This window comes from Amycolatopsis alkalitolerans (assembly GCF_006152065.1).
In the GTDB taxonomy this organism is placed as follows: domain Bacteria; phylum Actinomycetota; class Actinomycetes; order Mycobacteriales; family Pseudonocardiaceae; genus Amycolatopsis_E; species Amycolatopsis_E alkalitolerans.
This window is the reverse complement of sequence record NZ_VDFW01000011.1, coordinates 70,803-94,944: the sequence shown is the minus strand read 5'-3', so window position 1 is coordinate 94,944 and position 24,142 is coordinate 70,803. Positions and strand designations below refer to the sequence as shown.

Annotated in this window: 24 protein-coding genes; 9 read left to right on the top strand and 15 right to left on the bottom strand. The window is 70.4% G+C overall.

Annotated elements, in window-relative coordinates; genetic code table 11:
* Positions 1–237: 237 nt before the first annotated feature.
* From FG385_RS15055 to FG385_RS15035, 5 genes are all read right to left on the bottom strand, one after another.
* Positions 238–1,218, bottom strand: a complete 981-nt coding sequence (locus FG385_RS15055; protein ID WP_139097341.1) for a VWA domain-containing protein — start codon at positions 1,216–1,218, stop codon at positions 238–240.
* The gene (locus tag FG385_RS15050) at positions 1,215–2,153 is read right to left on the bottom strand and encodes a DUF58 domain-containing protein (RefSeq protein WP_139097340.1); all 939 of its coding nucleotides are present in this window, start codon (positions 2,151–2,153) and stop codon (positions 1,215–1,217) included. Before FG385_RS15050 ends, FG385_RS15055 begins: the two co-directional genes overlap by 4 nt.
* A complete protein-coding gene (locus FG385_RS15045) occupies positions 2,153–3,208 on the bottom strand; it encodes an AAA family ATPase (protein WP_139097339.1) in 1,056 nt (351 codons plus the stop codon). Before FG385_RS15045 ends, FG385_RS15050 begins: the two co-directional genes overlap by 1 nt.
* Positions 3,209–3,258: 50 nt before the next feature.
* Complete coding sequence (gene mobA / locus FG385_RS15040; protein ID WP_327436851.1) at positions 3,259–3,771, bottom strand: molybdenum cofactor guanylyltransferase; 513 nt, start codon at positions 3,769–3,771, stop codon at positions 3,259–3,261.
* Positions 3,772–3,849: 78 nt separating this feature from the next.
* Complete coding sequence (locus FG385_RS15035; RefSeq protein WP_200834467.1) at positions 3,850–5,172, bottom strand: C40 family peptidase; 1,323 nt, start codon at positions 5,170–5,172, stop codon at positions 3,850–3,852.
* Between the two features lie 386 nt (positions 5,173–5,558).
* Here FG385_RS15035 and acnA point away from each other — a divergent pair, with 386 nt between their 5' ends.
* Entirely contained in the window at positions 5,559–8,369 is a 2,811-nt protein-coding gene (acnA, locus tag FG385_RS15030) for an aconitate hydratase AcnA (protein ID WP_139097337.1), read from the top strand.
* A 7-nt stretch (positions 8,370–8,376) separates the two neighbouring features.
* On the opposite strand, the gene FG385_RS15025 is transcribed toward acnA, so the two are convergent.
* On the bottom strand, positions 8,377–9,216 hold the full coding sequence (locus tag FG385_RS15025) for a helix-turn-helix transcriptional regulator (protein ID WP_139097336.1): 840 nt from the start codon (positions 9,214–9,216) through the stop codon (positions 8,377–8,379).
* A gap of 103 nt (positions 9,217–9,319) precedes the next feature.
* Here FG385_RS15025 and FG385_RS15020 point away from each other — a divergent pair, with 103 nt between their 5' ends.
* From FG385_RS15020 to FG385_RS15010, 3 genes are read left to right on the top strand one after another with little or no spacing between them, the layout of a single operon-like run.
* Positions 9,320–10,084, top strand: a complete 765-nt coding sequence (locus tag FG385_RS15020) for an SDR family oxidoreductase (protein ID WP_139097335.1) — start codon at positions 9,320–9,322, stop codon at positions 10,082–10,084.
* 36 nt (positions 10,085–10,120) lie between these two features.
* Complete coding sequence (locus FG385_RS15015) at positions 10,121–10,384, top strand: type II toxin-antitoxin system Phd/YefM family antitoxin (RefSeq protein ID WP_139097334.1); 264 nt, start codon at positions 10,121–10,123, stop codon at positions 10,382–10,384.
* Positions 10,369–10,767, top strand: coding sequence for a type II toxin-antitoxin system VapC family toxin (locus FG385_RS15010; RefSeq protein WP_139097333.1), 399 nt, complete (start codon positions 10,369–10,371; stop codon positions 10,765–10,767). The genes FG385_RS15015 and FG385_RS15010 overlap by 16 nt, the downstream gene beginning before the upstream one ends.
* Before the next feature lie 68 nt (positions 10,768–10,835).
* On the opposite strand, the gene FG385_RS15005 is transcribed toward FG385_RS15010, so the two are convergent.
* From FG385_RS15005 to FG385_RS33930, 4 genes are all read right to left on the bottom strand, one after another.
* Positions 10,836–12,476: a phospholipase C gene (locus tag FG385_RS15005; protein WP_139097332.1), complete on the bottom strand. Its 1,641-nt coding sequence runs from the start codon at positions 12,474–12,476 to the stop codon at positions 10,836–10,838.
* Between the two features lie 39 nt (positions 12,477–12,515).
* Positions 12,516–13,700, bottom strand: coding sequence for a Dyp-type peroxidase (locus tag FG385_RS15000; protein WP_139097331.1), 1,185 nt, complete (start codon positions 13,698–13,700; stop codon positions 12,516–12,518).
* On the bottom strand, positions 13,697–14,863 hold the full coding sequence (locus tag FG385_RS14995; protein ID WP_235022584.1) for an EfeM/EfeO family lipoprotein: 1,167 nt from the start codon (positions 14,861–14,863) through the stop codon (positions 13,697–13,699). Before FG385_RS14995 ends, FG385_RS15000 begins: the two co-directional genes overlap by 4 nt.
* A 132-nt stretch (positions 14,864–14,995) precedes the next feature.
* Complete coding sequence (locus FG385_RS33930) at positions 14,996–15,136, bottom strand: hypothetical protein (protein ID WP_160148808.1); 141 nt, start codon at positions 15,134–15,136, stop codon at positions 14,996–14,998.
* A gap of 121 nt (positions 15,137–15,257) precedes the next feature.
* On the opposite strand from FG385_RS33930, the gene FG385_RS14990 reads away from it, so the two are divergent.
* Positions 15,258–15,473: a hypothetical protein gene (locus tag FG385_RS14990; RefSeq protein WP_139097330.1), complete on the top strand. Its 216-nt coding sequence runs from the start codon at positions 15,258–15,260 to the stop codon at positions 15,471–15,473.
* A gap of 4 nt (positions 15,474–15,477) precedes the next feature.
* Here FG385_RS14990 and FG385_RS14985 read toward each other — a convergent pair whose 3' ends face one another.
* The 5 genes from FG385_RS14985 to FG385_RS14965 are packed head-to-tail and all read right to left on the bottom strand — an operon-like array spanning position 15,478 to position 20,292.
* Positions 15,478–15,894 carry a nitroreductase/quinone reductase family protein gene (locus FG385_RS14985; protein WP_139097433.1) on the bottom strand — a complete coding sequence of 139 codons (417 nt, stop codon included), beginning with the start codon at positions 15,892–15,894 and terminating at the stop codon, positions 15,478–15,480.
* Positions 15,895–15,949: 55 nt separating this feature from the next.
* Entirely contained in the window at positions 15,950–16,939 is a 990-nt protein-coding gene (gene egtD / locus FG385_RS14980) for an L-histidine N(alpha)-methyltransferase (protein WP_139097329.1), read from the bottom strand.
* Positions 16,936–17,694 (bottom strand): ergothioneine biosynthesis protein EgtC, encoded by a 759-nt coding sequence (gene egtC / locus FG385_RS14975; protein WP_139097328.1) that lies wholly within the window; start codon positions 17,692–17,694, stop codon positions 16,936–16,938. The genes egtD and egtC overlap by 4 nt, the downstream gene beginning before the upstream one ends.
* The gene (gene egtB, locus FG385_RS14970; RefSeq protein ID WP_139097327.1) at positions 17,687–19,033 is read right to left on the bottom strand and encodes an ergothioneine biosynthesis protein EgtB; all 1,347 of its coding nucleotides are present in this window, start codon (positions 19,031–19,033) and stop codon (positions 17,687–17,689) included. Before egtB ends, egtC begins: the two co-directional genes overlap by 8 nt.
* Complete coding sequence (locus FG385_RS14965) at positions 19,030–20,292, bottom strand: glutamate-cysteine ligase family protein (RefSeq protein ID WP_139097326.1); 1,263 nt, start codon at positions 20,290–20,292, stop codon at positions 19,030–19,032. Before FG385_RS14965 ends, egtB begins: the two co-directional genes overlap by 4 nt.
* A 136-nt stretch (positions 20,293–20,428) precedes the next feature.
* On the opposite strand from FG385_RS14965, the gene FG385_RS14960 reads away from it, so the two are divergent.
* The 4 genes from FG385_RS14960 (at position 20,429) to FG385_RS14945 (ending at position 24,138) form a co-directional block, all read left to right on the top strand.
* The gene (locus FG385_RS14960; RefSeq protein WP_139097325.1) at positions 20,429–21,019 is read left to right on the top strand and encodes a TetR/AcrR family transcriptional regulator; all 591 of its coding nucleotides are present in this window, start codon (positions 20,429–20,431) and stop codon (positions 21,017–21,019) included.
* Positions 21,020–21,028: 9 nt separating this feature from the next.
* Positions 21,029–21,598: a TIGR03086 family metal-binding protein gene (locus tag FG385_RS14955; RefSeq protein ID WP_139097324.1), complete on the top strand. Its 570-nt coding sequence runs from the start codon at positions 21,029–21,031 to the stop codon at positions 21,596–21,598.
* A 177-nt stretch (positions 21,599–21,775) separates the two neighbouring features.
* A complete protein-coding gene (locus FG385_RS14950; protein WP_200834466.1) occupies positions 21,776–23,098 on the top strand; it encodes a hemolysin family protein in 1,323 nt (440 codons plus the stop codon).
* Complete coding sequence (locus FG385_RS14945) at positions 23,095–24,138, top strand: hemolysin family protein (protein ID WP_139097322.1); 1,044 nt, start codon at positions 23,095–23,097, stop codon at positions 24,136–24,138. Before FG385_RS14950 ends, FG385_RS14945 begins: the two co-directional genes overlap by 4 nt.
* The last annotated feature ends 4 nt before the right edge of the window (positions 24,139–24,142 follow it).

Sequence of the window (24,142 nt, the reverse complement as noted above, 5' to 3'; positions counted from 1 at the left end):
GCGCTGATCAGGGGCCGGTGGTCGGGCGCGAGGCCGGCGGCCTAGAGATTTGCTGTCATCGGGTCGTCCCGCAGGGGTTTCGCGGACCCCACCGTCCGGACGGTTCGACCCCGTCGAGGCGCAGCCCGTGCGCCCACCTCGACTCCGTCCAGCGCCGCGGCCAGGGTGACGAGCTTGTCGTACACCGGGCGCAACTCCGGGTGGGTGGCGTACTGGCCGTCCCACCATCGGCCCAGGTTAGGGCAGGCGCTGGCCGAGGAACAGCGCACCGCCGGCGGCGGCGATGAGGGACAAGGTGCCGAGGACGACCCACGGGCGGCTCGCGTCGGCCTTCTTGATCTCGTAGCCGATCTGCTCGCCGAGGTCCGAATAGACCTCCTTGAGCTGTTCGGCCGAACCCGCCCGGTAGAAGTCCCCACCGGAAAGTCTCGCGACCTCCTGCAGCGAACCGTCGTCGACGTCCACCGGGACCTCACGGCCGGCGATCACGACGGTGCCATGGCTGGTGCCGAACGAGATCGTCGAGATCGGGACGTGCTCCTTCTTCGCCTCCCCGGCGGCGGTGAACGCGCCGCGCGGGGCGTAGAGGTCCTCCGGCACGGTCTGCTTGCCGTCACTCATCAGCACGATCCGGGCCGGCGGTGGCCCCTGCGCGCCGCCGACGACCGCCGAGAAGCCGGAAATCGCTTGCAGCGCCGCGTAGATCCCCTCGCCGGTCGCCGTGGACTGCGCCAGCTTGAGGTTGCCGATCGCGTTGACCACGCTCTGCCGCTCGGTGGTGGGCGCGACGAGCACGGTCGCCGTCCCGGCGAAGGAGACTAGCCCCAGGTTGATGCCGGGGGTGAGTCCCTGCGCGAACTGCGTCGCCGCGTCCTGGGCCGCCTTCAGGCGCGACGGTTTGACGTCGGTGGCCTCCATCGACAGCGAAACGTCGATCACGAGCATCACGGTCGCCCGGTTCCGCGGCACCTTCTGCTCGGCTGTCGGGCCCGCCAGTGCGACGGTGAGCAGGAGGAGCGACACGATCAGCAGAGCCGCCGGCACATGCCGCGGCCAGCCCTGCGCCCGCGGCGCCACCTTCTCCAGCAGCGCCAGGTTCGAAAACCGCATGGTGCGCTTGCGGCGGGCGCGCTGCGCGAGCACGTAGCCGACGACGACCGCCGCGACCACGAGCAGCAGCAGGAACCACCACGGGGCGCTGAACCCGGCGAGACTCACGCGGCGCCTCCTGACCAGCGGCGCTTGCGGGCCACGACGAAGCGGACGGTGTCCGCGATCCAGTCGGAATCGGTGCGCAGCACCAGGTGCGCCGCCCCCGCCTGCCGCAGCGCGCGCGCCACCTGCTCGCGGTGGGCCTGCGCCGCGGCCGCGAACTCGCGGCGCAGCAGGGCCGACGCGTGCACCTCGCGCTGCCTGCCGGTCTCCGGGTCGGCCAGCACGATCGTGCCCACCTCCGGCAGATCGACGTCGCGCGGGTCGAGCACCTCGATCGCGATCAGCTCGTGCCGCGCGGAAAGGCCGCGCAGCGGCCGCTCCCAGTCCATCCCGCCCAGGAAGTCCGACACCACCACGGCGAGCCCGCGCCGCCTCGGCGGGCGCCGCAGCTGTTCCAGCAGCGCGGCCAGATCCCCACGAGTGCCCTCGGCGGCGCGCGGCATTTCGGCGAGCTTCCGCAGCAGGCCACGCGCGTGCGCGCGGCCACCGCGGGCCGGCACCCGGACGGTCTCGGCGCCGTTGGCGAGGATCGCGCCGAGCCGGTTCCCGCCACCGCCGGTGAGGTAAGCGATCGCGGCGACGGCGCACACCGCGAGATCCCGCTTCTCACACAGCGCGGTGCCGAAGTCGAGGCTCGCGGACAGATCCGCGGCCACCCACGTCTCCAGTTCGCGGTCGGCCACGGTTTCGCGGATATGCGGCACGGTGGTGCGGGCCGTGACGGCCCAGTCCATCCGGCGGACGTCGTCGCCCGGCTGGTACGGCCGCGCCTCCCCCGGTTCGGACCCCGGCCCCGGCACGAGGCCGAGGTGGTTGCCCTGCAGGAGCCCGTCGAGCCGGCGCCGCACCTCCAGCTCCAGCGTGCGCAGGCCCGCCTCCAGCCGGTCGCCGCGCAGGATCGGCGGCGCCCACCCGGGCCGCTTGTCCTTGTCAGCCACTAGTAACCCGCGGCTCCCACGGGCTGCCCCGGCGCGGGACGGGCCGAGACCTGGGGCAGCGGCACGGTCTGCAGCACCCGGTTGATGATGTGGTCGAGCGGGACCGCGTCGGCGAGCGCGTCGTAGGACAGCACCAGCCTGTGCCGCAGCACGTCGGGCACGACGTCGACGACGTCCTGCGGCAGCACGTAGTCGCGCCCGCGCACGAGGGCGAGCGCCCGCGCGGCGGCGATGATGCCGAGGCTCGCGCGGGGCGAGGCCCCGTAGGACACCCAGCCCGCGACGTCGGTCAGGCCGTGCTCGCCCGGGGTACGCGTGGTGAGCACGAGCCGCACCACGTAGTCGACGAGCGCGTGATGCACGAACACCGTCGAGGCCACGCCCTGCAGCCGCACCAGCTCGCCCGGGCTGAGCACCTCGTTCGGTTCGGGCGGGGTGACGCCCATCCGGTAGATGATCTCGCGCTCTTCCTCGGCCGTGGGGTAGTCGACCACGATCTTGAACAGGAACCGGTCGCGCTGCGCCTCCGGCAGCGGGTACACACCCTCGTTCTCGATCGGGTTCTGGGTGGCGAGCACGAGGAACGGGTCGGGCATCGGGAAGGTCTTGCCGCCGATCGACAGGTGCCGCTCGGCCATCACCTCGAGCATCGCCGACTGCACCTTGGCCGGGGCGCGGTTGATCTCGTCGGCGAGCACGAAGTTCGCCACCACCGGGCCGAGTTCGACGTCGAACCGCTCGCTGCCCTGCCGGTAGATCCGGGTGCCGAGGATGTCCGCGGGGACCAGATCCGGGGTGAACTGCACGCGCGAGAACGTGCCGCCGACCACGCGCGCGAACGTCTCCACCGCGAGGGTCTTCGCGACCCCGGGCACGCCCTCCAGCAGCAGGTGTCCCTTGGCCAGCAAGCCCACGAGCAGCCGCTCGACGAGCCTGTCCTGCCCGACGATCACCCGCTTGACCTCGAACACGGTGCGTTCGAGCAACTGACCATCACTGGCCGGGGTCGCGCCCTGCTGGCCGTTCGCGCCCTCGCCGTAGGCGGGCTCGGTCACGGTTCCCTCCTCGATACGTTCGCTCATCCCGTCTGCGACCGTATCGCGAGTCAACCCCACGGCCGGTATGAGGGCTGTGAGCTTGCCGAATACCGGAGTCGATCTTCGGGCGTGTCGACGTCCGCGCTCTCCCCCGCCACCTCCGGCACGCGCACCACCTCGAGCGCGCCGAGCACCTTGCGCAGCGAGGCGTTCGCGGGTTCGGCGGGCAGCACGGCGCGCAATCGTCCGGTCCGCCAGACGCCGATCAGCCACTGCGGTCTGCCTTCGCCGTCGACGAGGGTGGCGCCGTCGGCACTGCCCACCGCGGCACGCAGTCTGTCCACCGTGGACTTGCGGATCGCCGCGAGGTCACCGGCCAGCACGGCCACCCACGCGGCCGCGTCCACGACCGCGAGCCCGGCCGCGAGCGCCGCGACCGGTCCCCCGCCGGGCGGGTCCTCGCGCGCCCAACGGACCCCGGTCACCCCGGCGCGCTCGGGACCAACCACGACGAGCGGATCGGCGCCTTCGAGCGCGTCGATTGCCCTGCGCAGCAAGGGTTTCCCGCCGATCTGGAGCATCGGCTTGTCCACACCGGACAGCCGCCGCGCGGCACCCCCGGCGAGCACGATGCCGGCGAGTTCGGTCACAACCCCAGGCTAACCCACGAGGCGTGTGGCGTAGGGCAGGATGTCGCCGTAGCGCACCGGGGTCACGCGCACGACCATGCCGGACTCCGGCGCCTCGATCATCATGCCGTTGCCGAGGTACAGCGCGACGTGGTGGATGTCGCTGCTACCCCAGAACAGCAGGTCACCCCGGCGCATCTGCGACAGCGGGACATGGCGGCCGGCGGTGTACTGGTAGCCGCTGTAGTGCGGCAGCGAGACCACACCCCCGTAGGCGTAGATCATCAGCCCGGAGCAGTCGAAACCGATCTTGCGGTAGTCGCCGTACGCGTCGGCCACCCCGCCGTCGTGGATCCCGCGGGTGGGGCCGTAGGCATTGCCGCCGCCCCACGCGTAGGTCACCCCGAGCTGCGACATGGCGCGGGCGATGACCCGGTCGATGAGCGACGACGTGGATCCGCTGGGCGGCGGCGCGGCCCCTCCACCGCCCCCGCCCTTGCTCGCGGTGAGTGCCGCCTGCTGCGCGCGCTGCTCGTCCTCACGCTGCTTCTGCGCGAGCCAGTCCTGGTAGCGCTGACGCTGCCCCTGCAGACCCGCGACACGTTGCTGGGCCGCGTAGAGCTGCTGCTCGACGCTGTTCTTGTCCGCTTCCAGCGTCGCGTTCTGCGCAGCCTGGCTCTGCTGTGCCTGCACGGCGGCCGCCCGCGCGGCGTCGGCCGTGCGCTTCGCCGCCTCGGCCGCGGCCTGCTTCTGCTGTGCGACCTCGAGCGCGGCACGCGCGGCGGCGTCCTTGTTGGACTTGTCGGTCTGGGCCTGCTCCATCAGCTGGAGCGCGTTGAGCTGGCTGCCGCTGACCGAGGACAGCAGCTGCGCCCGGGCGAGCAGATCCTGCGGGCTGCGGGAGGTGAGGTAGGCCGAGATCGAACCCATCGTGCTGCCCTGCTGGAAGCTGCCGGCGATGAAGTCGTCGAGCTGCTTGCGGGCGACCTCTATCTGCTGCGCGGCGGCATCGGACTCGCGGCGCGCGGCGTCGGCGTCCGCCTGCGCCTGGCTCGCCGCGTCCTCGGCGGTCTGCTGGTCGACCAGGGCCTTGTTGGCCTGTTCCTCCTTCAGCTCGACCTGGTCGGCCAGGTCGCTGAGCCGGGTTTCGGCCTGGGCGAGCTGGTTGGTGAGCTGGCCGACCTCGTTCGCCTTCGCGTTGGCCTGTGTCTGGCTCGAGCTGATCTCGGAGTCGCTGGGATTGGGCGGCGGGGGCGGTACCGCGGCGGCCGTGCCCGCGACCCCGAAGGTGGCGGCCAGCGCCCACGCGCCGACGACCGCCCAGCGGGACACCCGCTCACGCTTCGTCTTCACGCGCCACCTCCGGACCAGGCACAACTCCCCACACTTCCGTCACAGCAGTATCACGAACACCATCGAAAACTTGATTCTCGTTCGCAACAATTCCCCGTCTGGGGGACCCCTTTCACCTGATGCGGCGTCCTGTCGCCGGGCGATTTCGGGGAAGGGGGATCGATTCTCACGGCCGCGGTCACCGCGGGGCTGGCCAGGCAGGTCATGCAGGTCACGCTTGCCCGCAAAAAAGGACAAGCGTACTGTTTAGCTGGTAGGCAGCCTGCACCGTCCCCGCGTCTGCCGACGCCGCACGGGTGCGCCAGACTCGCCTCGAAGACCCGACTGACGACCGGGACGTCGCCACGGCAGCACGGCGCGGCGGCGTCCAAGCCCTGGAGACAGACGTGACCGCACCTGCCAGCAAGGACAGCTTCGGCGCCCGCGACACCCTGAAGGTCGGCGACGCCTCGTACGAGGTGTTCCGCCTGAACAAGGTCGAGGGCTCCCAGCGGCTGCCTTACAGCCTGAAGATCCTGCTCGAGAACCTGCTGCGCACCGAGGACGGCGCGAACATCACCGCCGAGCACATCCGCGCGCTGGCCGGGTGGGACGCCACCGCCGATCCTTCGATCGAGATCCAGTTCACCCCGGCCCGCGTCGTGATGCAGGACTTCACCGGCGTGCCGTGCGTGGTGGACCTGGCCACGATGCGCGAGGCCGTCACCGACCTGGGCGGCGACCCGGACAAGGTCAACCCGCTCGCCCCGGCGGAACTGGTCATCGACCATTCGGTGATCATCGACGTGTTCGGCCGCGCGGACGCGTTCGAGCGCAACGTCGAGATCGAGTACGAGCGCAACCGCGAGCGCTACCAGTTCCTGCGCTGGGGCCAGAACGCCTTCGAGGAGTTTAAGGTCGTCCCGCCCGGCACCGGCATCGTGCACCAGGTCAACATCGAGTACCTGGCCCGCACCGTGATGTCCCGCAACGGCCAGGCGTACCCCGACACCGTCGTCGGTACCGACTCGCACACCACGATGGTCAACGGCCTCGGCGTGCTCGGCTGGGGCGTCGGCGGTATCGAGGCCGAGGCGGCGATGCTCGGCCAGCCGGTGTCGATGCTCATCCCGCGCGTCGTGGGCTTCAAGCTCACCGGTGAGATCCCGGCCGGCGTGACCGCCACCGACGTCGTGCTCACGATCACCGAGATGCTCCGCCGCCACGGTGTGGTCGGCAAGTTCGTCGAATTCTACGGCGAGAGCGTCGGCGCGGTGCCGCTCGCCAACCGCGCGACGATCGGCAACATGAGCCCCGAGTTCGGCTCCACCGCGGCGATCTTCCCGATCGACGCCGAGACCCTGCGCTACCTGAAGCTGACCGGCCGCTCGCCCGAGCAACTCGCGCTCGTCGAGGCCTACGCCAAGGAGCAGGGCCTGTGGCACGACCCCGCGCACGAGCCGGTCTACTCTGAGTACCTCGAGCTGGATCTGTCCACTGTGGTCCCCTCCATCGCCGGGCCGAAGCGCCCGCACGACCGCATCGAACTGTCCGACGCGAAATCCTCGTTCCGCAAGTCGATCCACGACTACGTCGAGGAGCAGTACCCGGTCCCGCACACCAAGGTGGACGAGAAGGTCGAGGAGACCTTCCCGGCCAGCGACTCGCCCGCGCTGTCCTTCGCCGACGAAGACGCCGTCCCGGTGCACTCGGCCGCGAACGGCGCCTCGGGCCGCCCGACGAAGCCGGTGCGGGTGAACTCGACCGAACGCGGCGAGTTCGTGCTCGACCACGGCGCCGTCGTGATCGCCTCGATCACCTCGTGCACCAACACCTCGAACCCGTCGGTGATGCTGGGCGCGGCGCTGCTCGCCCGCAACGCCGTCGACAAGGGCCTGACGGTCAAGCCGTGGGTCAAGACCTCGATGGCGCCGGGCTCGCAGGTCGTCACCGACTACTACGAGAAGGCCGGGCTCTGGCCGTACCTGGAGAAGCTGGGCTACCACCTGGTCGGCTACGGCTGCACCACCTGCATCGGCAACTCGGGCCCGCTGCCGGAGGAGATCTCCACCGCGGTACAGGAGAACGACCTCACCGTCGTGTCGGTGCTGTCGGGCAACCGGAACTTCGAGGGCCGGATCAACCCCGACGTGAAGATGAACTACCTGGCCTCGCCGCCGCTGGTGATCGCCTACGCGCTGGCCGGCACGATGGACTTCGACTTCGAAGAGCAGCCGCTCGGGCAGGACCCGGACGGCAACGAGGTGTTCCTGCGCGACATCTGGCCCTCGGCGCAGGAGATCCAGGAGACCATCGACTACGCGATCACGCAGGAGATGTTCTCCAAGGACTACGCGGACGTGTTCGACGGCGGCGAGCGCTGGAAGTCGCTGCCGACGCCGGAGGGCAAGACGTTCGCGTGGGCGGCCGAGTCCACCTACGTGCGCAAGCCCCCGTACTTCGAGGGCATGCAGGCCGAGCCGTCGCCGGTCGAGGACATCGCCGACGCGCGGGTGCTGGCCAAGCTGGGTGACTCGGTGACGACCGACCACATCTCCCCTGCCGGTGCCATCAAGGCCGACAGCCCGGCCGGGAAGTACCTGACCGAGCACGGCATCGAGCGCAAGGACTTCAACTCTTACGGCTCCCGCCGCGGCAACCACGAGGTGATGATCCGCGGGACGTTCGCGAACATCCGGCTGCGCAACCAGCTCCTGGAAGACGTGCAGGGCGGCTACACCCGCGACTTCACGGCCGAGAGCGGCCCGCAGGCGTTCATCTACGACGCGGCGCAGAACTACGCGCGCGCGGGGATCCCGCTGGTGGTGCTGGGCGGTAAGGAGTACGGCTCCGGCTCGTCCCGTGACTGGGCCGCCAAGGGCACCCGGCTGCTGGGCGTGCGGGCGGTGATCGCCGAGTCGTTCGAGCGCATCCACCGGTCGAACCTGATCGGCATGGGTGTCATCCCGCTGCAGTTCCCCGAGGGCGAGTCGGCCTCGTCGCTGGGCCTGGACGGCACCGAGACGTTCGACATCGCGGGCATCACGGCGCTCAACAAGGGCGAGACCCCGCGCACGGTGCACGTCACCGCCACCAAGGAGGACGGGCAGAAGGTCGAGTTCGACGCCGTCGTCCGCATCGACACCCCCGGTGAGGCGGACTACTACCGCAACGGCGGCATCCTGCAGTACGTGCTGCGCAAGATGACGCGCGCCTGAGCCGCGGTCATCCGGCGACGCGCTCGTTCGCGAGGGCTTCGAGCAGCTGGAGCTTCTCGAAGCCCTCGGTGCGCGGCGGCGCGGTGAGCACGAGCAGGGCCTGCGAGCCGTCCTCGGTGAACAGCACCTGGCAGTCGACCTCGATCGCGCCGAGTTCGGGATGCAGCAGGACCTTGTGGTCTTCGAAGCGGCGCGCGACCTCCTGCCGTTCCCACAGTCCGGCGAACTCCGGGCTGGCCTTCCACAGCGCCTTGACCAGCTCGCCGGCCTTCGACCGGGCACCCATGGCGCCGTACGCCGCGCGCAGGTTCGCGACCTGGGCGCGGCTATGCCGGGCGTGGTCGGCTTCGGGATAGCACCGCCGTGCCGCCGGATCGGTGAACCACCGGTAGATCCCGCTGCGCGCGAGACCGGTGCGGTGCGCCTGGTCGCCGAACAGCGCCTCGGCCATCCTGTTCTGCGCCAGCGTCTCGTCCAATGTGGAGATGATCAGCGCCGGCGTGCTGGTGAAACAGTCGAGGACGCGCCGCAAGGCGGGGGCGACGTGCGTCGCGGCGGACAGGTGCGACGGGATCTCGTGCCCCGCGGCACGGAACAGGTAGTCGCGCTCGTCACGGGTCAGCCGCAGCGCCCGCGCGAGCGACGCGAGCATCTGCTCACTCGGGCGCGGGGAGCGCTGCTGCTCGAGCCGCGTGTAGTAGTCGGTGGACATCCCGGCCAGCGCCGCGACCTCCTCGCGCCGCAGGCCGGTGGCCCGGCGCCGCGCGCCCTCGGGAAGGCCGAGGTCCTCCGGCCGGAGCGTCTCCCGGCGGTGGCGCAGGAAGTCCGCCAATGCGACACGATCCATACCCGCGATTATCCGCGAAACCGCGCCGGCCGAACCAGGGATCGCCGATCCCCCGACAAGCCGACTCTGCACTCCCCCCGGTGCGAAGCGGCATCGTGAAGGCATGAACATTTCCGGCAACACCATCTTCATCCCCGGATCGACGAGCGGTATCGGGCTGGCGCTGGCACTCGCGCTGAAGGACAAGGGCAACACCGTCATCGTCGGCGGGCGGCGCACCGAACTGCTCGAGCGGATCGCGGCCGAGCATCCGGGCATCGACACGGTGCGGATCGACACCGCGGACCCGGTGAGCATCGAGGCGGCCGCGAAGGAGGTGCTGGCCCGGCACCCGGACCTCAACGTGCTCGTCGCGATGGCGGGGATCATGAAGGTCGAGGACTGGCATACGCCCGAGTCGTTCCTCACCTCGGCGGAGTCGGTCGTGACGACCAACCTGCTCGGCCCGATCCGCCTCATCGCGGCGTTCATCGAGCACCTGCGCGCGCGGCCGGACGCCACGATCGTCACCGTGTCGTCGGGGCTCGCGTTCACCCCGCTCAAGGTCACCCCGAGCTACAACGCGACGAAGGCCGGGATCCACCTGCTGAGCGAATCGCTGCGGCTGCAACTGGCGGACACCTCGGTGCGCGTCACCGAACTGGTGCCGCCGGCCGTGCGCACCGCGCTGCTGCCCGGGCAGGAGGAGAGCGAGTTCGCGATGCCGCTGGAGGATTTCACGGCCGAGGTCATCGCCCTGCTCGAAACCCAGCCGGACGCGAAGGAGATCCAGGTCGAGCGGGTCAAGTTCCTCCGCTACAGCGAAGTCCGCGGCGACTACGACCAGGCGGTCGCGACCCTCAACGCCGCCGATCCGCACGGGAACTGACCGGCACCGCCCTCGCGATTCAGATATTCTGAATCCATGACGACGATGACGGCCGCCGAGGCCTCTCGGAACTTCTCCGCCGTACTCGACCGCGCCGAGCACGGGGAAACCATCACCATCGTGCGGCACGGTCGCACGGTGGCGACGGTCGCGCCGGCACCGCGACGAACGGGCCGTGACGTGCGGCTCGCTCTGGAGAACGGCGATGTACCGCCGTTCGACGACGACTACGAGTCCGACATCGCCGGCGCGCTGGCGCTCGTTTCCGATGAGACGGGGGATCCGTGGGCCGAAGCCTGATCCTCGACACGGGAGTCCTGATCGCCTACGAGCGCGGAACGATCGACAGGACGATCTTCGACGACGACGAACTCGCCGTCGCGGCGGTGACCGTGGCCGAGTTCCGGGTGGGGATCGAACTCGCCGACACCCAGCAACGGGCTGCCGCACGGGCACGCAGACTGGACTTGCTCCTGGCGGACGTCGCAATCCTGGACTACGGCCGGCGGACAGCCGCTTGCCACGCCCAGCTCATCGCCCACGTGCGCCGCGCGGGCACGCCGCGCGGCGCCCACGACCTGATCATCGCCGCGCACGCGGCCGAGACCGGCCGAACCGTCGTTTCGCTCGACGCCAAAGCACGATTCGGGCAGCTCCCCGGGGTCACCGGAATCACGCCCTGAACGCCCGGCAAGAGAAAGCGCTCCCCCACGCAGAAAGGTGAGGGAGCGCTTTCCGGTCTAGCAACCGGTCAGTGCTCGTGACCGCCGTTCATGACGGCGCCGGTCTTCGGGTCGAGCTGGACGGCGGGCGCGGGACGCCCGCGGAAGTCCAGCATGTTCCACAGCCCACCGGCGATCGCGTCGTACGACCCGCCGCCGATGCCCCCGGTGAACCAGTTGTCCTCGATCAGCTTCAGCGGCGAGGTCTGGTCGGTCAGGGTGTGGTCGACGAAGTTCGTCTTGGCGAACGGCGAGATCACCATCAGCGGCTGCCGCGGACCGTAGCCGCAGCGGTCGTTGTAGCCGCCCAGGGTCTTCTTGACCGAGCTGCACACCGCGGAGTCCTGCGTCGGGTCGTGAGAGCCGTTGACGATCTTCGAGTCGACGTGGTCGTACCAGCCGTCGGAGTCGTCATAGGCCACCACGATCGCGGTCGAGGCCCAGTCCTTGGAGTGCTGGATCGCGTTGATCTCCTTCACCACGAACTGCTGCTCGTCCAGCGGGTCGGAGTAACCCGCGTGCCCGTCCTGGTAGGCCGGGGCCTTCAGGAAGCTGACCGCGGGCATGTTCCCCGCCTTCAGCGCGGCGTCGAAGTCGCTGGTGTCGTACTGGTGATTGGCCTGGTCGGTCTGCCCGATCGCGGCCACCGAGCTCGGCGGCAGGTGCTTCGGGTTGGCCGTCGACTTGTAGTACTGGAACGGCTCGTGGTGCGGGATGTAGTCCACCGACTTGTTGCCGCCGACGTTGGTGTGGCTCTGCCCGCACACCGCGTACCCGTTGGCGTTGCCGGTCGGCCGGAAGCCGCCCTCGAACCAGCCCCACGTCACGTCCTTGGCGTTGAGCAGGTCACCGATGTTGGTGCCGTGCATGGCCAGGAGGTTGTCGGTGGAGGTGTGGTTGTTGTCCGAGCAGTCGTCCCACGCCGGGTCGGAGTCGGTGGCGTCGGTCCCGATGCCGTTCGCGTCGGGCGACTTCACCACGTACGAGTCCGAGGTCGGCTGGTTGGTCACCGAGGTGACGGCCTGCGCGCCGTGGGTCTGACCGGAGATCAGGTTGAGCGCGCCCGGGGTGGACGGGCCGAACTGGGTGTCGAAGGAGTTGTCGCTCATCGCGTAGTGCTGAGCGTAGTTCCACAGCCCGGTGACGGTGTTGCCGTCGTAGTAGTCCATGACCAGGCCCGGCTCGCCGAACAGGACGGGCTGCCCGGTGCACTTGTCCGTCTCGGTGTTCTCGACGAACTTGTCCATCTTGCCGCCGTCGAACGCCAGCTGTTCCTTGTTGTAGTTGTGGTTCTGGTCGCAGGTGAGCGCCTGGCTGGGGGACAGCCGCTTCGGGTTGTAGGCGTTCGGGTTGTTGTTGAGCAGCTTCGGCGTCAGCCCATCGACGTGCGGCGTACCCTTCGCCGCGGTGAACGGCGTGCCGTCGGTGTTGGCCGCGTTCGGGTACGTGCCGAAGTAGTGGTCGAACGAGACGTTCTCGCCGAAGATCACCACGACGTGCTTGATCGGTGTCGCCGTGTTCAGCCCGTCGGCGTGCTTCGGCTGCAGCGGTTGCGCATCGGCGCCGCCGACCGTCGTGGTGACGGCGATGGCCACCCCTGCCACGACGGCGGCCGCGCCGCCGCCGAGCAGCATTCGCTTACGGCGCTTGACGCCGGAAGCTCTGTCCACAGTGTCCTCCTACTGATGGTGGGAGCGGATCCCCTCCGGTCAGGCGACCAGCGCCCGGCCGAAGTGGTCATCGGGCCCGGACACGCCGGGCAGTGCGAAGAAGTACCCGCCGCCGAACGGCGAGATGTAGTCGACGAGCGGCTCGCCGATCAGCCGCGTCTGCACGGCTTCGAACTGGCGCGCCACGTCCTGCTGGTAACACATGAAGATCAGCCCCATGTCGAGGTTCCCGTTGGTGTCGACGCCGCGGTCGTAGTTGCACGCGCGGCGCAGGATCCGGCTCGAATCGGTCGCCCGCGTGCGCGGGTTGGCCAGCCGGATATGGCTGGTGAGCGGGATGACGGTGCCGATGGGATCTTGCGCGTACTGCGGGATGTCGTTCTCGTGCATACCGTCGAGCGGAGCTCCGCTGTCGCGGCGGCGGCCGAAGATGTTCTCCTGTTCGTTCACCGACACGCGGTCCCAGAACTCGACAAGCATCCGGATCAGCCGGATCACCTGGTAGCTGCCGCCCGCTGTCCACGCGGGCTCGCCACCGCCTCCGGCCCAGACGAGCCGGTCGAGGTCGGCACCGGAGGGGTTGGCGATGCCGTCCTTGAAGCCCATCAGGTTGCGCGGAGTGCCCTGTGGCCGCGGCGGCGAGCCGAACCCGTTGATACGCCAGCGAAGTTGCATACCGCCGCGGGTCGCGCGGGTGATGTCACGCAGGGCGTGCACGACGGTGTCCGGGTGACCCCCGGCCACGACCAGGCTCAGGTCGCCGTGGCACTGCGCGGGATCGAGGGCGTCGTTGGGGAACGTGCGCATCGCGGTCAGCTTGGCCGGTTTGCGGCCGGCGAGGCCGTAGCGGTCGTCGAACAACGATGCCCCGACGCCGAGGGTGACGGTGAGGCCGTCGGCCGGGACCGTGGGCCCGAGCACCCCGGAGTCCGCGGGCGGCGCGGTGATCCCGACCGCGGGCGGCGAGCCGCCGGTGGTCAGGAACCGGGCGCGATCGGTGATGGCGCGCAACAGATCCGTGAGCTCGGCCCGGTTCTCGGCGATGGCGTCGAACGAGGCCACAATGGACTGCGGGGGCGGGGTGCGCACGATGCCGGCCTGGTGCATGCCGTGGAACGGCAGGTTCTCCGTGTCCGCGGCGGCCGCGCCGGTGCCCGCGACGGCCGCGGTCGCGCCGGCGCCGAGCACCGCGCCACGCAGGAAGGAGCGACGGCGGACGGTCACGAAACCCGCCTCGGCTCGGTGATCGCGGCGATCGGGGCCAGGCGCTCGACGAGTTCGCTGACCGCACCGTCGATCTGCTCGTGCTGCGTCCTGCTCAGCTGCGTGACCGGGGTCCAGCTTCCGCCGGGCTTCTGCGCCGAGCGCAGCGCCTTGTCCGTGCGGTCGAGCCATTTGTCCACATCGGACATCGGCAGCCGGGTCGCCAGCAAGGGGCGCAGGACGTTGAGCACCTCGCGGGTGCCGTCGAGGTTCGCCTCGGCGGTCGCGAGGTTCGTGCCGCTGCCGTAGTCGGTGTGCCCGGTGAGTTCGAACTGCAGGGTGTTCTCCAGGATCTCGTGGGCCCGCAGGCCCAACTCGTTCGGGTCGATCTGCAGCTGGCCGAAGCCGTCGCGCAGCGTGTGCACGTCGGTGTCGAGCCGGTCGGCGACGGCGCCCAGCGCGGGCATGCCTTCGCCGCGCCACAGGCCGTACTCGAGGCGGTGGAAACCGGTGAACCCGGGATCGGCGGTACCGCCGGGCAGGCCGTCGGCCGTGCCGTTGATGGCGCGGTCGGAGTCACCGAAGGCGGCGTAGGCGGCGCCGAGCCGCTCGTAGGTCAGGTGCGCGGTGAGCCAAGCCGCTTCGGCGGCGGCGCGGTCCTGCGAGTGCACGGCGCCGGCGAGCGCGTCCGTTTCTCCTGCCAGCGTGCCGAGTCCGGCCGACACGTAGTTCTGGTAGTCGCGCGAAGGCCCGAGCAGATCATTGCGGGTGACCGGGACGACGGCCGGGCCGGAGCGGTCGGTGCCGCCGGTGATCGTGACGCTGGGGCCGGTGATCGGCTCGGTTTCCTCCGGTGTGCAGCGGAAGGCGTAGGTCCCGTTGCCGAGGGTGACCTCCATCGTCCGGGTCGTGCCGGGCCCGATGCCCTCGACCTCGCCGAAGACGGTGCCGGTCGCCGGATCGACGAGATCGGCCTCCGCGGTCACCGCACCGGTGTTGCGGACCTGGAAGGTCTGCGGGCCCGGTTTCGGATCGGTCCACCCCTGCCCGCACGACGACCGCGAGATCGTGATGACCGGATCACCGGCCGCCGTCGTCGTCGAAGTGGTGCGCCAGACCGCCACGCCGGTGCCCGCACCGATCACCACCACAGCGAGCACCACGCCCCAAACCCAGCGCGACACTGTGCCCCTTATCCCTCGAATGGCTGAAGACTGCCAGCGGAGCGTAAGCGGCGGAGGTGAACTTCAGACCGCACTGAAGAGACCGGCGGAGAGGTTCAGCGAGTGTTCACGCGAAGTTACTCGCATCTCGGTCTAAACCGGATATACCGGACTTCCGGCGGCCTGTAGCGCCGTGTCGATCAGGATGTCCAGCAGCGCGGGATAGCCCAGCCCCGCGGCCCGCCCGAGCTGTTCGGTGACCGCCGCGTCCACTTCGGCCGGTACCTGGAGCACCGTCTTGGTATCGCCGCATTTGGCCTCATAGCCGAAAAAGTGTGCTCCTGGGCGGCGAAGATCTCCGGCGGCGGGCTCACCTCGAGCTCGCCCCCCGGCCGCTCGAGCACGCCGATGTCGCGTGACCTACCCTTCGCGGGCGCAGGTGCTCGAACTCACCGTCTCGCTGGCCCGGCCCGTACCCGGGCACATCGTCGAATTCGGCACCTGGAAAGGCGCGTCGGCCCGGGTCATCCGGGACGAGTTGTGGCGCAGCCGGATCTGCGACCGGGAGATCCGGAAGGCACGGCCGCTGTGGCCGGTCTGGGTCCGGCGCCGCCTCGCCGCGACCTGGTGACGTGTCACCGCCTGGCGAGGACGAACAGCGGCAGCTCCCGGCCGGCCTCCGCTCGCTCCATGGCATAGCCCGGCCAGAACGCGAGCACCTCACGCCACAGGGCCGGGTACCGCTCCCCGGTCATCTCCGTCGCCACCACCGGGATCTCCCGCCGCCGGATCTCGACGACCGCCTTGGGCTGGGCGCGCAGATTGTGCGCCCAGCCCGGGTCACGCGTCCGCCCCCAGTTGGAGCCGACCAGCACGAACTCGTCCCCACGCGGGAAGTACAGCAGGTTCACCGTGCGCCGCAGCCCGCTCCTGCGGCCGACGGTGGTGAGTCGCATCGAGGGCAACGTGGCGATCCCGAGCAGCGACACGCGGCCGCCGGAGTACCGGTACAGGCGCTTGTCGATCCAGGGCACCGCCCTCGCCGCGCGCATGAACCAGCGCCGGGAGCCCAGCCAGCGGGCAGCCCGCCTCAGAGGATTCACTGTCCTATTCGATCATTTCGTCCCCGGCGGCCTTGGCGAGGGACACCCCGAACCGGTTCTGCCCGTCGGTCCACCAGCGCTCCAGCGTGAACCCGCTCTCCGCGAGCTCCGCGGCGACCCCGGCGGGACGGAACTTCGCGGAGATCTCCGTGCGGATGTACTCGCCTTCGTCGAAGCGCACGTCGATAGCGGCGCCCGGGATGTGCACGGTCATGTCCTCGCGGGCCCGCAGCCGCATCTCGATCCACTCGTGCTCGGCGTCCCAATAGGACTCATGCGCGAACCGGCCCGGTTCGAAGTCCGCGCCCAGCACCCGGTTGACCACGCGGAGCATGTTCAGGTTGAACTGGGCCGTGACCCCGGCCGCGTCGTCATAGGCGCGCATGAGCGTGCCCGCGTCCTTGACCAGGTCCGTGCCGAGCAGCAGCCACTCCCCCGCGGTGAGCACGTCCCGGACCGAGCGCAGGAACTTGAGCCGGTCCGCGGGCAGGAAGTTGCCGATCGTGCCGCCGAGGAAGGCCACGATCCGTGGCGGCTGGCCCGGCAGCAGGCCGAGGTGCTCGGTGAAGTCGCCGACGACCCCGCGCACGTCCAGACCCGGATACTCCGCCTGGATCGCCTTGACCGCTTCAGTGAGCGCCGCCGGGGACACGTCGAGCGGCACGAACGTCTTCAGCGTGCCGTACGCGCGCAGCCCGTCGAGCAGCAGGCGCGTCTTCTCGCTCGACCCCGAGCCCAGTTCGACCAGGGTCCGCGCGCCGGTCACGCGGGCGATCTCGGCGGCCTCGCGGTCGAGCGTCTCGCGCTCGGCCCTGGTCGGGTAGTACTCGGGCAGCCTGGTGATCTCCTCGAACAGCTCGCTGCCGCGGGCGTCGTAGAACCACTTGGCGGGCAACCATTTCTGCGCCGCCGAGAAACCGGACCGGACGTCCGTGCGCAGCGCTTCGGTCAGGTCGCCGGGTTCACTGTGGACATCGAGCTCGGGCTCGGTCATGAGCGGGCACTCCGATCAGCTTCGAGGGGAATGATCTCGGCCGGGCCGCCTCGCGCGACGACGGCATGCCGGTCCGGCACCGGCACCCAGCCCGGCGCCGTGTCGGTGGGTTCGGACGCGACCACGACGGCTCCGCCGCTTTCGCGCAGCGACAGCGCATGCGTCCACGCGGTGGCCACCAGGGTTTCGCCGTCGGTCAGCAGGAGGTTGAGCCGCGAGCCGGGGGCGGCGGACTCGACCTTCGTGATCAGCTCGGCACTGGCGCGCACCGGATCCTCCCCGGCGCGCAGCCGCTCGCGCAGCAGGGCCCACAGCACGGCGGAATCCGTGGGCGCCTCGAGCGTGAGCAGGTCGGCGGCCGGCAGCTTCCCGGCGAGCTCGGCCAGCGAGCCGGGCCAGCCGGTCACCATCCCGTTGTGGCTGAACGACCAGCGTCCGTCCACGAACGGCGCGACCGCGGCCTCGGTGGCCGGCATACCGGGGGTGCCGTTGCGCACCGCCGCCACGAACGCGCCCGTGCGCACCGATCGGGCAAGCACCGGCGCGTCCTGATCCGTCCAGATCGGACCGGCGCGCCGGTACCGGACCGGGGAATCACCGGTGTACCAGGCCATCCCGAAGCCGTCGGCGTTCACCGAGCCGCCGCCGCGCATGTCCGCGGGCGCGTAGGACTGGTGCAGCAGGGAATGCGGTGCGCCGAACACCAGCCCGGCCGGGGACGCCGGCGGGCCCAGATATCCCAGATGCCTACACACCGTCGCCGTCCCTCGCGCAGCGGAAGCCTGAGAAGATCTGGCGCCTGACCGGGAAGTCCCAGTTGCGGAACGTGCCGCGGATCGCGGCCGCGTCGGTGCCGAACGAACCGCCGCGCAGCACCTTGTACTCCGGGCCGAAGAACACCTCCGAGTACTCGCGGTACGGGAAGGCGGCGAACCCCGGGTACCCGTGGAAGTCCGTGCTCGTCCACTCCCACACGTCCCCGATCAACTGGTGCACGCCCAGCGCCGAAGCGCCGGCCGGATACGCCCCGGCCGCCGCCGGGCTCAGGTGCGCCTGCCCGAGATTCGCGTGCTCGGGCGCGGGCTCCTCGTCGCCCCACGGGTAACGGCGCGACCGGCCGGTGGCCGGGTCGAACCGGGCGGCCTTCTCCCATTCGGCCTCGGTGGGCAGCCGCTTGCCCGCCCACGCCGCATAGGCTTCGGCCTCGTAGAACGACACGTGCACCACCGGCTGATCGGCCGGCACGCGTTCGTCGGCCCCGAACCGGGTACGCCACCAGCCGCGGGACTCGCGCCGCCAGAACCGGGGCGCGGTGATGTCGTGCGCCATCCGGTACTCCCAGCCGCGTTCGCTCCACCACTGCCGCTGGTCGTAGCCGCCGGACTCGAGGAACTCGATGAACTCGCCGTTGGTGACCGGGGTGGTGTCGATGAAGAACGCGTCCACGTGCTTCTCGTGCGCCGGGCGCTCGTTGTCCAGCGCCCACGGCTCGACGCTCGTGCCCATCAGGAACGGCCCGCCCGGCACCAGCACCTCGGCGGGCAGCGGCCCGCCGCGCGCGCCCGGCGCGGCCGGCGCGTGCAGCACCGGCTCACCCCGGCGCAACTGGTGCGTGGCCAGCATCGTCTCGTCGTGCTGCTGCTCGTGCTGGGTGATCATGCCGAAGGCGAACGCCGACTCGGTGAGCCGCCGGCCTTCCAGCGGCGCGTGTTCGAGCACCTCGAAGGCCTTCGCGCGCACCTCGCCGACGTACCTGCGGGCCTCGGCGGGCCCGAGCAACGGCAGCGACGGCCGGTCGGCGCGCGGATGCTGGAACGCGTCGTACAAGTCGTCGATGTCGGGACGCAGCGGCTCCCGCCCGCCGACGTCCCGCACCAGCCACAGCTCCTCCTGGCTGCCGATATGGGCGAGATCCCATACCAGCGGGGACATGAGCTTGGAATGCTGGCGCACCAGATCCTCATCGCCGACCGCGTCGGTGAGCGTGGTGCTGCGCCGCCGCGCTCTGGTCAGCGCGGCCGCCGCGTGCTCGCGCAGCTGCGCTGGCGCCTTCTCCTGGAAGACGCTGGGGGTCTCGGTCAGAAAGCCGGTCACGTCGATCTTCCCCTCCCGGCGTGCACCAGCCGCTGCACGCCTTCGCCGATCTCGTCGATCCTTTCGCCCGGCAGGCCCGTGGCCGGCAGCGCGCCGCAGCCCAGGTCCGCCACTTTCCTTGCCACCGCGGCGATCCGCTCGTCGGCGAGCCCGGCGCGGGCGGCGCGCTCCCACGCGCCGAGCACGGGCTCGCACACCGCCAGCACCTCGTCCACAGTGGACGGATCGGCGAGCAGTGCGCTCAGCAGTGCCACGGGATACAGCCAGCGGCCCCTCGGCTGCGCGTCGAGATAACGCACCTCGAGGTAGCCGTGCGGCCGCACCGGGGTGAACATCGTGGTGAGGTGATAGGCCAGATCCGCCTCCGTGGGCGGGTCGAGCAGCCCGGCGGCGCCCCGCCCGGCCACCCAGTCCGCGAACGTGAGCCCGTCGGGCGCGTCCCACGGCGCGTCCTCGCGGCGGACCAGCATCAGCGGGGTGTCCATGATCCGGCTCGCCCAGCCGGCCGGCGGATCGGCCGTGGGCCCCGCGGCGAACGTACGGGCGCGCTCGGTGCCGAGCACCGCGTGCCAGCGCGCCGACGCGAAGCCGGTGTCCCTGCCCGCGTGATACCGCGAATTGGCGAAGATCGCGAGCAACGGCGGGCCGAGCGCGTGCACCGCCGCCCATCGCTGCGCCAGCCCGCCCTCCTCGCCGCTGTCCACACAGACCTGCAACCCCGCGGTGCTGCACATCATCGTGACCCCGCCGGGGCCCATCGGCGCGAACCGGCGCTCCATGGTCGCGTAACGCTCCGTGGTCAGCAGCCGGGTCGGTGGGCGATGAGGATCGATGCCCGTTTCGCCGAGGGCGAACCCGGCGCGGGCGAGCAGATCGGTCAGATAAGTGAGATCGGCGGAGACCACGCGCTCGAGCTCACGCAGGGATTCCTGCGGCAGCGCGGAGATCTCCACCTGTCCCCCCGGTTCGAGAGTGAGCGGGGAACCGGCGGGAAGTGCTTGCGCGGGACTGTCGGGAACGAGGGTGCGCGGGGCGTGGGGGCCCAGCGCACGGGCCAGATGTCGGGGGTTCAGTGGTCTTCGGGGGTCTTCGGCGTAGTGCACGGTGTACTCGACTTCCACACCCAGCAACCGTGGTGGGCCGTGTTTGAAGCACACCGACGCGACGTAAGCCTCACCGGCGGCACGATCCGAGACGACCTTCGCGGCCACCCGGCTCGCACCCCCGGCTTGGCCCGCGACGTGGCGAACCGCAGTCATGTCACACCTGTTCCAGTCGGTGGAGCACCTGGCTTCGGACGCTACACGGGCGGTACGACATTTTCAGGATCCCGGGAGCGCCACAGTACGTACGTACGGATTGCGTAAGAACTACCCCGGGTGACAGGATCTGGGAATGCCCAGGGTCAGCCAGGATCATCTCGACGCACGAAGGCGCCAGATCCTCGACGGCTCACGCGTCTGCTTCGCCCGGTACGGATACGAGGGTGCCACGGTCCGGCGCCTGGAGGAAGCGACCGGCCTGTCCCGTGGCGCGATCTTCCACCATTTCCGCGACAAGGAGTCGCTGTTCCTCGCCCTCGCGGAGGAGGACGCGGCGCGGATGGCCGACGTCGTGGCCGCGCAGGGTCTCGTGCAGGTCATGCGCGACCTGCTGGCCGGCGGCAGTGAGCACCCGGCCGACTGGCTGGGCACCCGGCTCGAGGTCTCGCGCCGGCTGCGCACCGACCCGGAGTTCCGCGCCCGCTGGGCCGAGCGCTCGCAGCAGCTCACCCTCGCGACGCGCCAGCGCCTGCTGCGCCAGCGCGAGGCGGGCAACCTGCGCGACGACGTCGACGTGGACGTCCTGACCTCGTATCTGGAACTGGTGCTCGAAGGGCTCGTGTCGCACCTGGCGATGGGGCTGCCGGCGGAGAACCTCGGCCCGGTCCTCGATCTCGTCGAAGAAAGCGTGCGCAGGCACAGGATTCGTGCTGCCGTGGAGTAGAAAGGAGTCATGAATCTCCTCGACGCCCATGGGGAAGCGCTGCGAGAGTTCGACGACACCATCCATCAGATCAAGGACGACCAGTGGGACGCGGCCACGCCCTGCTCCGAGTGGACCGTACGGGACCTGGTCAACCATCTCGTGTCCGAGCAACTGTGGGTGCCGCACCTGCTCGCCGGGCAGACCCTGGCCGAGGTCGGTGACCGCTACGACGGCGACGTGCTCGGCTCCGCTCCCGTCGCCGTCTGGGAAACCGCGTCGGCCGCAGCCCGGCGGGCGTGGACCGAGCCCGGCGCGACGGACCGGCAAGTGCACCTGTCCTACGGTGACGACGACGCGACCGACTACGGCTGGCAAATGACGCTCGACCTCGCCGTGCACGCGTGGGATCTGGCACGGGGCATCGGCGCCGCGCAACCGATCGCACCCGAGGTCGCCGAGACGCTGCTGACGGTGCTGGGCCCGCAGATCGAGGCCTGGCAGGGCATCGGCATCTTCGCCCCGCCGGTCGCGGTTCCGGGATCCGCCTCCGCCGCCGGGCGCCTGCTCGGGCTCACCGGACGGAATCCCGGCGAATAGCCCCGCCGCAGGTCACCGCTTCGGCCGGTATCATGGTCGCCACCGCATCCGTTTTGCCGAGGAGTGACCCTTTTCCGTGCGCGACGCGCAATCACCGAGTGACAGTACCGAGCCGGGTGACGAGCCCGGCTCATCCGACGATCACCATCCCGGTCCGGGCCTGGCGGGGGTGCGGTGATGGATGTTCTGTGGTCGGTCCTCGGCGTGCTGGGCTTCCTGCTGCTGACCGCCGGCACCGGCCTGGCCGTCGCGGCGGAGTTCTCGCTGACCGCGCTCGACCGCAGCACGGTCGAGGCGAACGTCCGCCAGGTCGGTGACCGCCGGTCGAAGATCGTCCGCAAGGCCCACCAGCACCTGTCCTACCAGCTCTCCGGCGCCCAGGTCGCGATCACGCTGACCACGCTGGTCACCGGGTATCTGGCCGAACCGCTCATCGGGCGGCTCGTGCGCCCGGTGCTCACCGCGATCGGGTTTTCCCTGCCGGTGGCCGAAGGCGCCTCGGTGGTCATCGCGCTGCTGCTGGCCACGATGCTGTCGATGATCCTCGGCGAGATGGTGCCGAAGAACCTCGCGGTCGCCCGCCCGCTGAAGACCGCGCGCGCGGTCATGGGGTACCACTCGCGGTTCTCGGCGCTGTTCCGCTGGCTCGTGGCACTGATGAACAACAGCGCGAACTGGGTCGTCCGCAAGTTCGGGGTGCAGCCGCAGGAGGAGCTGCGCTCGGCGCGCTCCCCGCAGGAACTCGGCTCGATCGTGCGCTCCAGCGCGGAAAGCGGCACGCTCGACACCTCGACCGCGGAACTGCTGGACAAGTCGCTGCGCTTCGGCGGCCGCACCGCGGACGAGCTGATGACCCCGCGCGTGCAGATCGAGTCGCTGACCGCCGACGAGACCATCACCGACCTCATCGCGCTCGCCCGGCGGACCGGGTTCTCGCGATTCCCGGTCTACCGCGAGGATCTCGACGACGTGCAGGGCGCGGTGCACGTCAAGCAGGCGTTCGTGGTCCCGGCCGCCGAACGCGACGCGGTCCGGCTCGGCTCGGTGATGCGGCCGGTGCCCACGGTGCCGGAATCCCTGCCCGGCGACACGCTCCTCTCCCGCCTGCGCGACTCCCGGTTCCAGATGGCGATGGTCGTCGACGAGTACGGCGGCACGGCGGGGCTGGTGACGCTCGAGGACGTCGTCGAGGAGATCATCGGTGACGTCCGCGACGAGCACGACGTGGGTGAAGCGCCCGCCTCGCAGCGGCTCGACACCGACACCTGGCTGGTGTCCGGCCAGCTGCGGCCCGACGAGGTCCGCGAGCTGACCGGTTTCCGGATGCCGGAAGGCGACTACGAGACGATCGCCGGGCTCATGCTCGAACAGCTGGGCAGGATCCCGGAGCCCGGCGACGGTATCCAGATCGACGGCTGGCACCTGGCCGTGGTGACGATGGACCGCCGCCGTATCGCCGAGCTGAGCGTGCACCGGCTCGGCGCGGAGGGGGCCCGATGAACGACTGGCTCGCCGTGTTCCTCGTCGTGCTCCTGTTGCTGGCGAACGCGTTCTTCGTCGGTGCGGAGTTCACGCTCATCTCGTCCCGGCGAGACCGGCTCGAAGCGCTGCTCGAGCGGGGCAAGGCCAGGGCGAGGATCGTGATCAACGCGAGCAGGCACGTCTCGCTCATGCTCGCCGGCGCCCAGCTGGGCATCACGATCTGCTCGCTGCTGCTGGGCCGTCTCGGCGAACCGGCGGTGGCGCACCGGCTCGGCGCGTTCTTCGACCTGCTGCGCATCCCGGACGTGCTGGTGCGCCCGATCTCGTTCGCGATCGCGCTCGCGTTCATCACGATCCTGCACGTGCTGATCGGCGAGATGGTGCCGAAGAACCTCGCGATCGCCGATCCGGAACGGCTCGCGCTGTGGCTCGTGCCGGTGCACGTCGCGTGGGTGAAGGTCGCGAACCCGTTCATCTGGCTGCTGAACGTCCTCGCGAACTCCCTGCTGCGCCTGGTGAAGGTCGAGCCGAAGGACGAGCTGGAAACGGCCTACACCTCCGCCGAGCTCGCCGAACTGCTGAGCGAGTCCCGGCGCGAGGGCCTGCTCGAACAGTCCGAGCACGAGCGGCTGAGCCAGACGCTGTCTTCGGTGGCGAAGACCGTCGGGGACGTGCTGGTGCCGCTGGCGAATCTCACCACGCTCTCCCCCGCGCCGACCGTCGGCGAGATCGAGAAGGCGGTGTCGGAGACCGGCTTTTCGCGTTACCCGCTGTGCTCCCCGGCCGGGGAGCTGATCGGCTACCTGCACGTGAAAGACGTACTCGACCAGATCGGCGAGGCGCCGGGGGCGACCATCCCGGCGAGCAAGGTCCGCGCGCTCACCGATCTGCCGGTGGCCGCCCGGCTCGATGCCGCGCTGTCGGCGATGCGCAAGGAGGGCACGCATCTGGCTCGCGTGCTCAATCCGGACGGGCGCGCGGTCGGCGTCGTCGCGTTGGAGGATCTCGTCGAGGAGTACGTGGGCACGGTGCGGGACGGCACGCACGTCGCGGCATGATGGA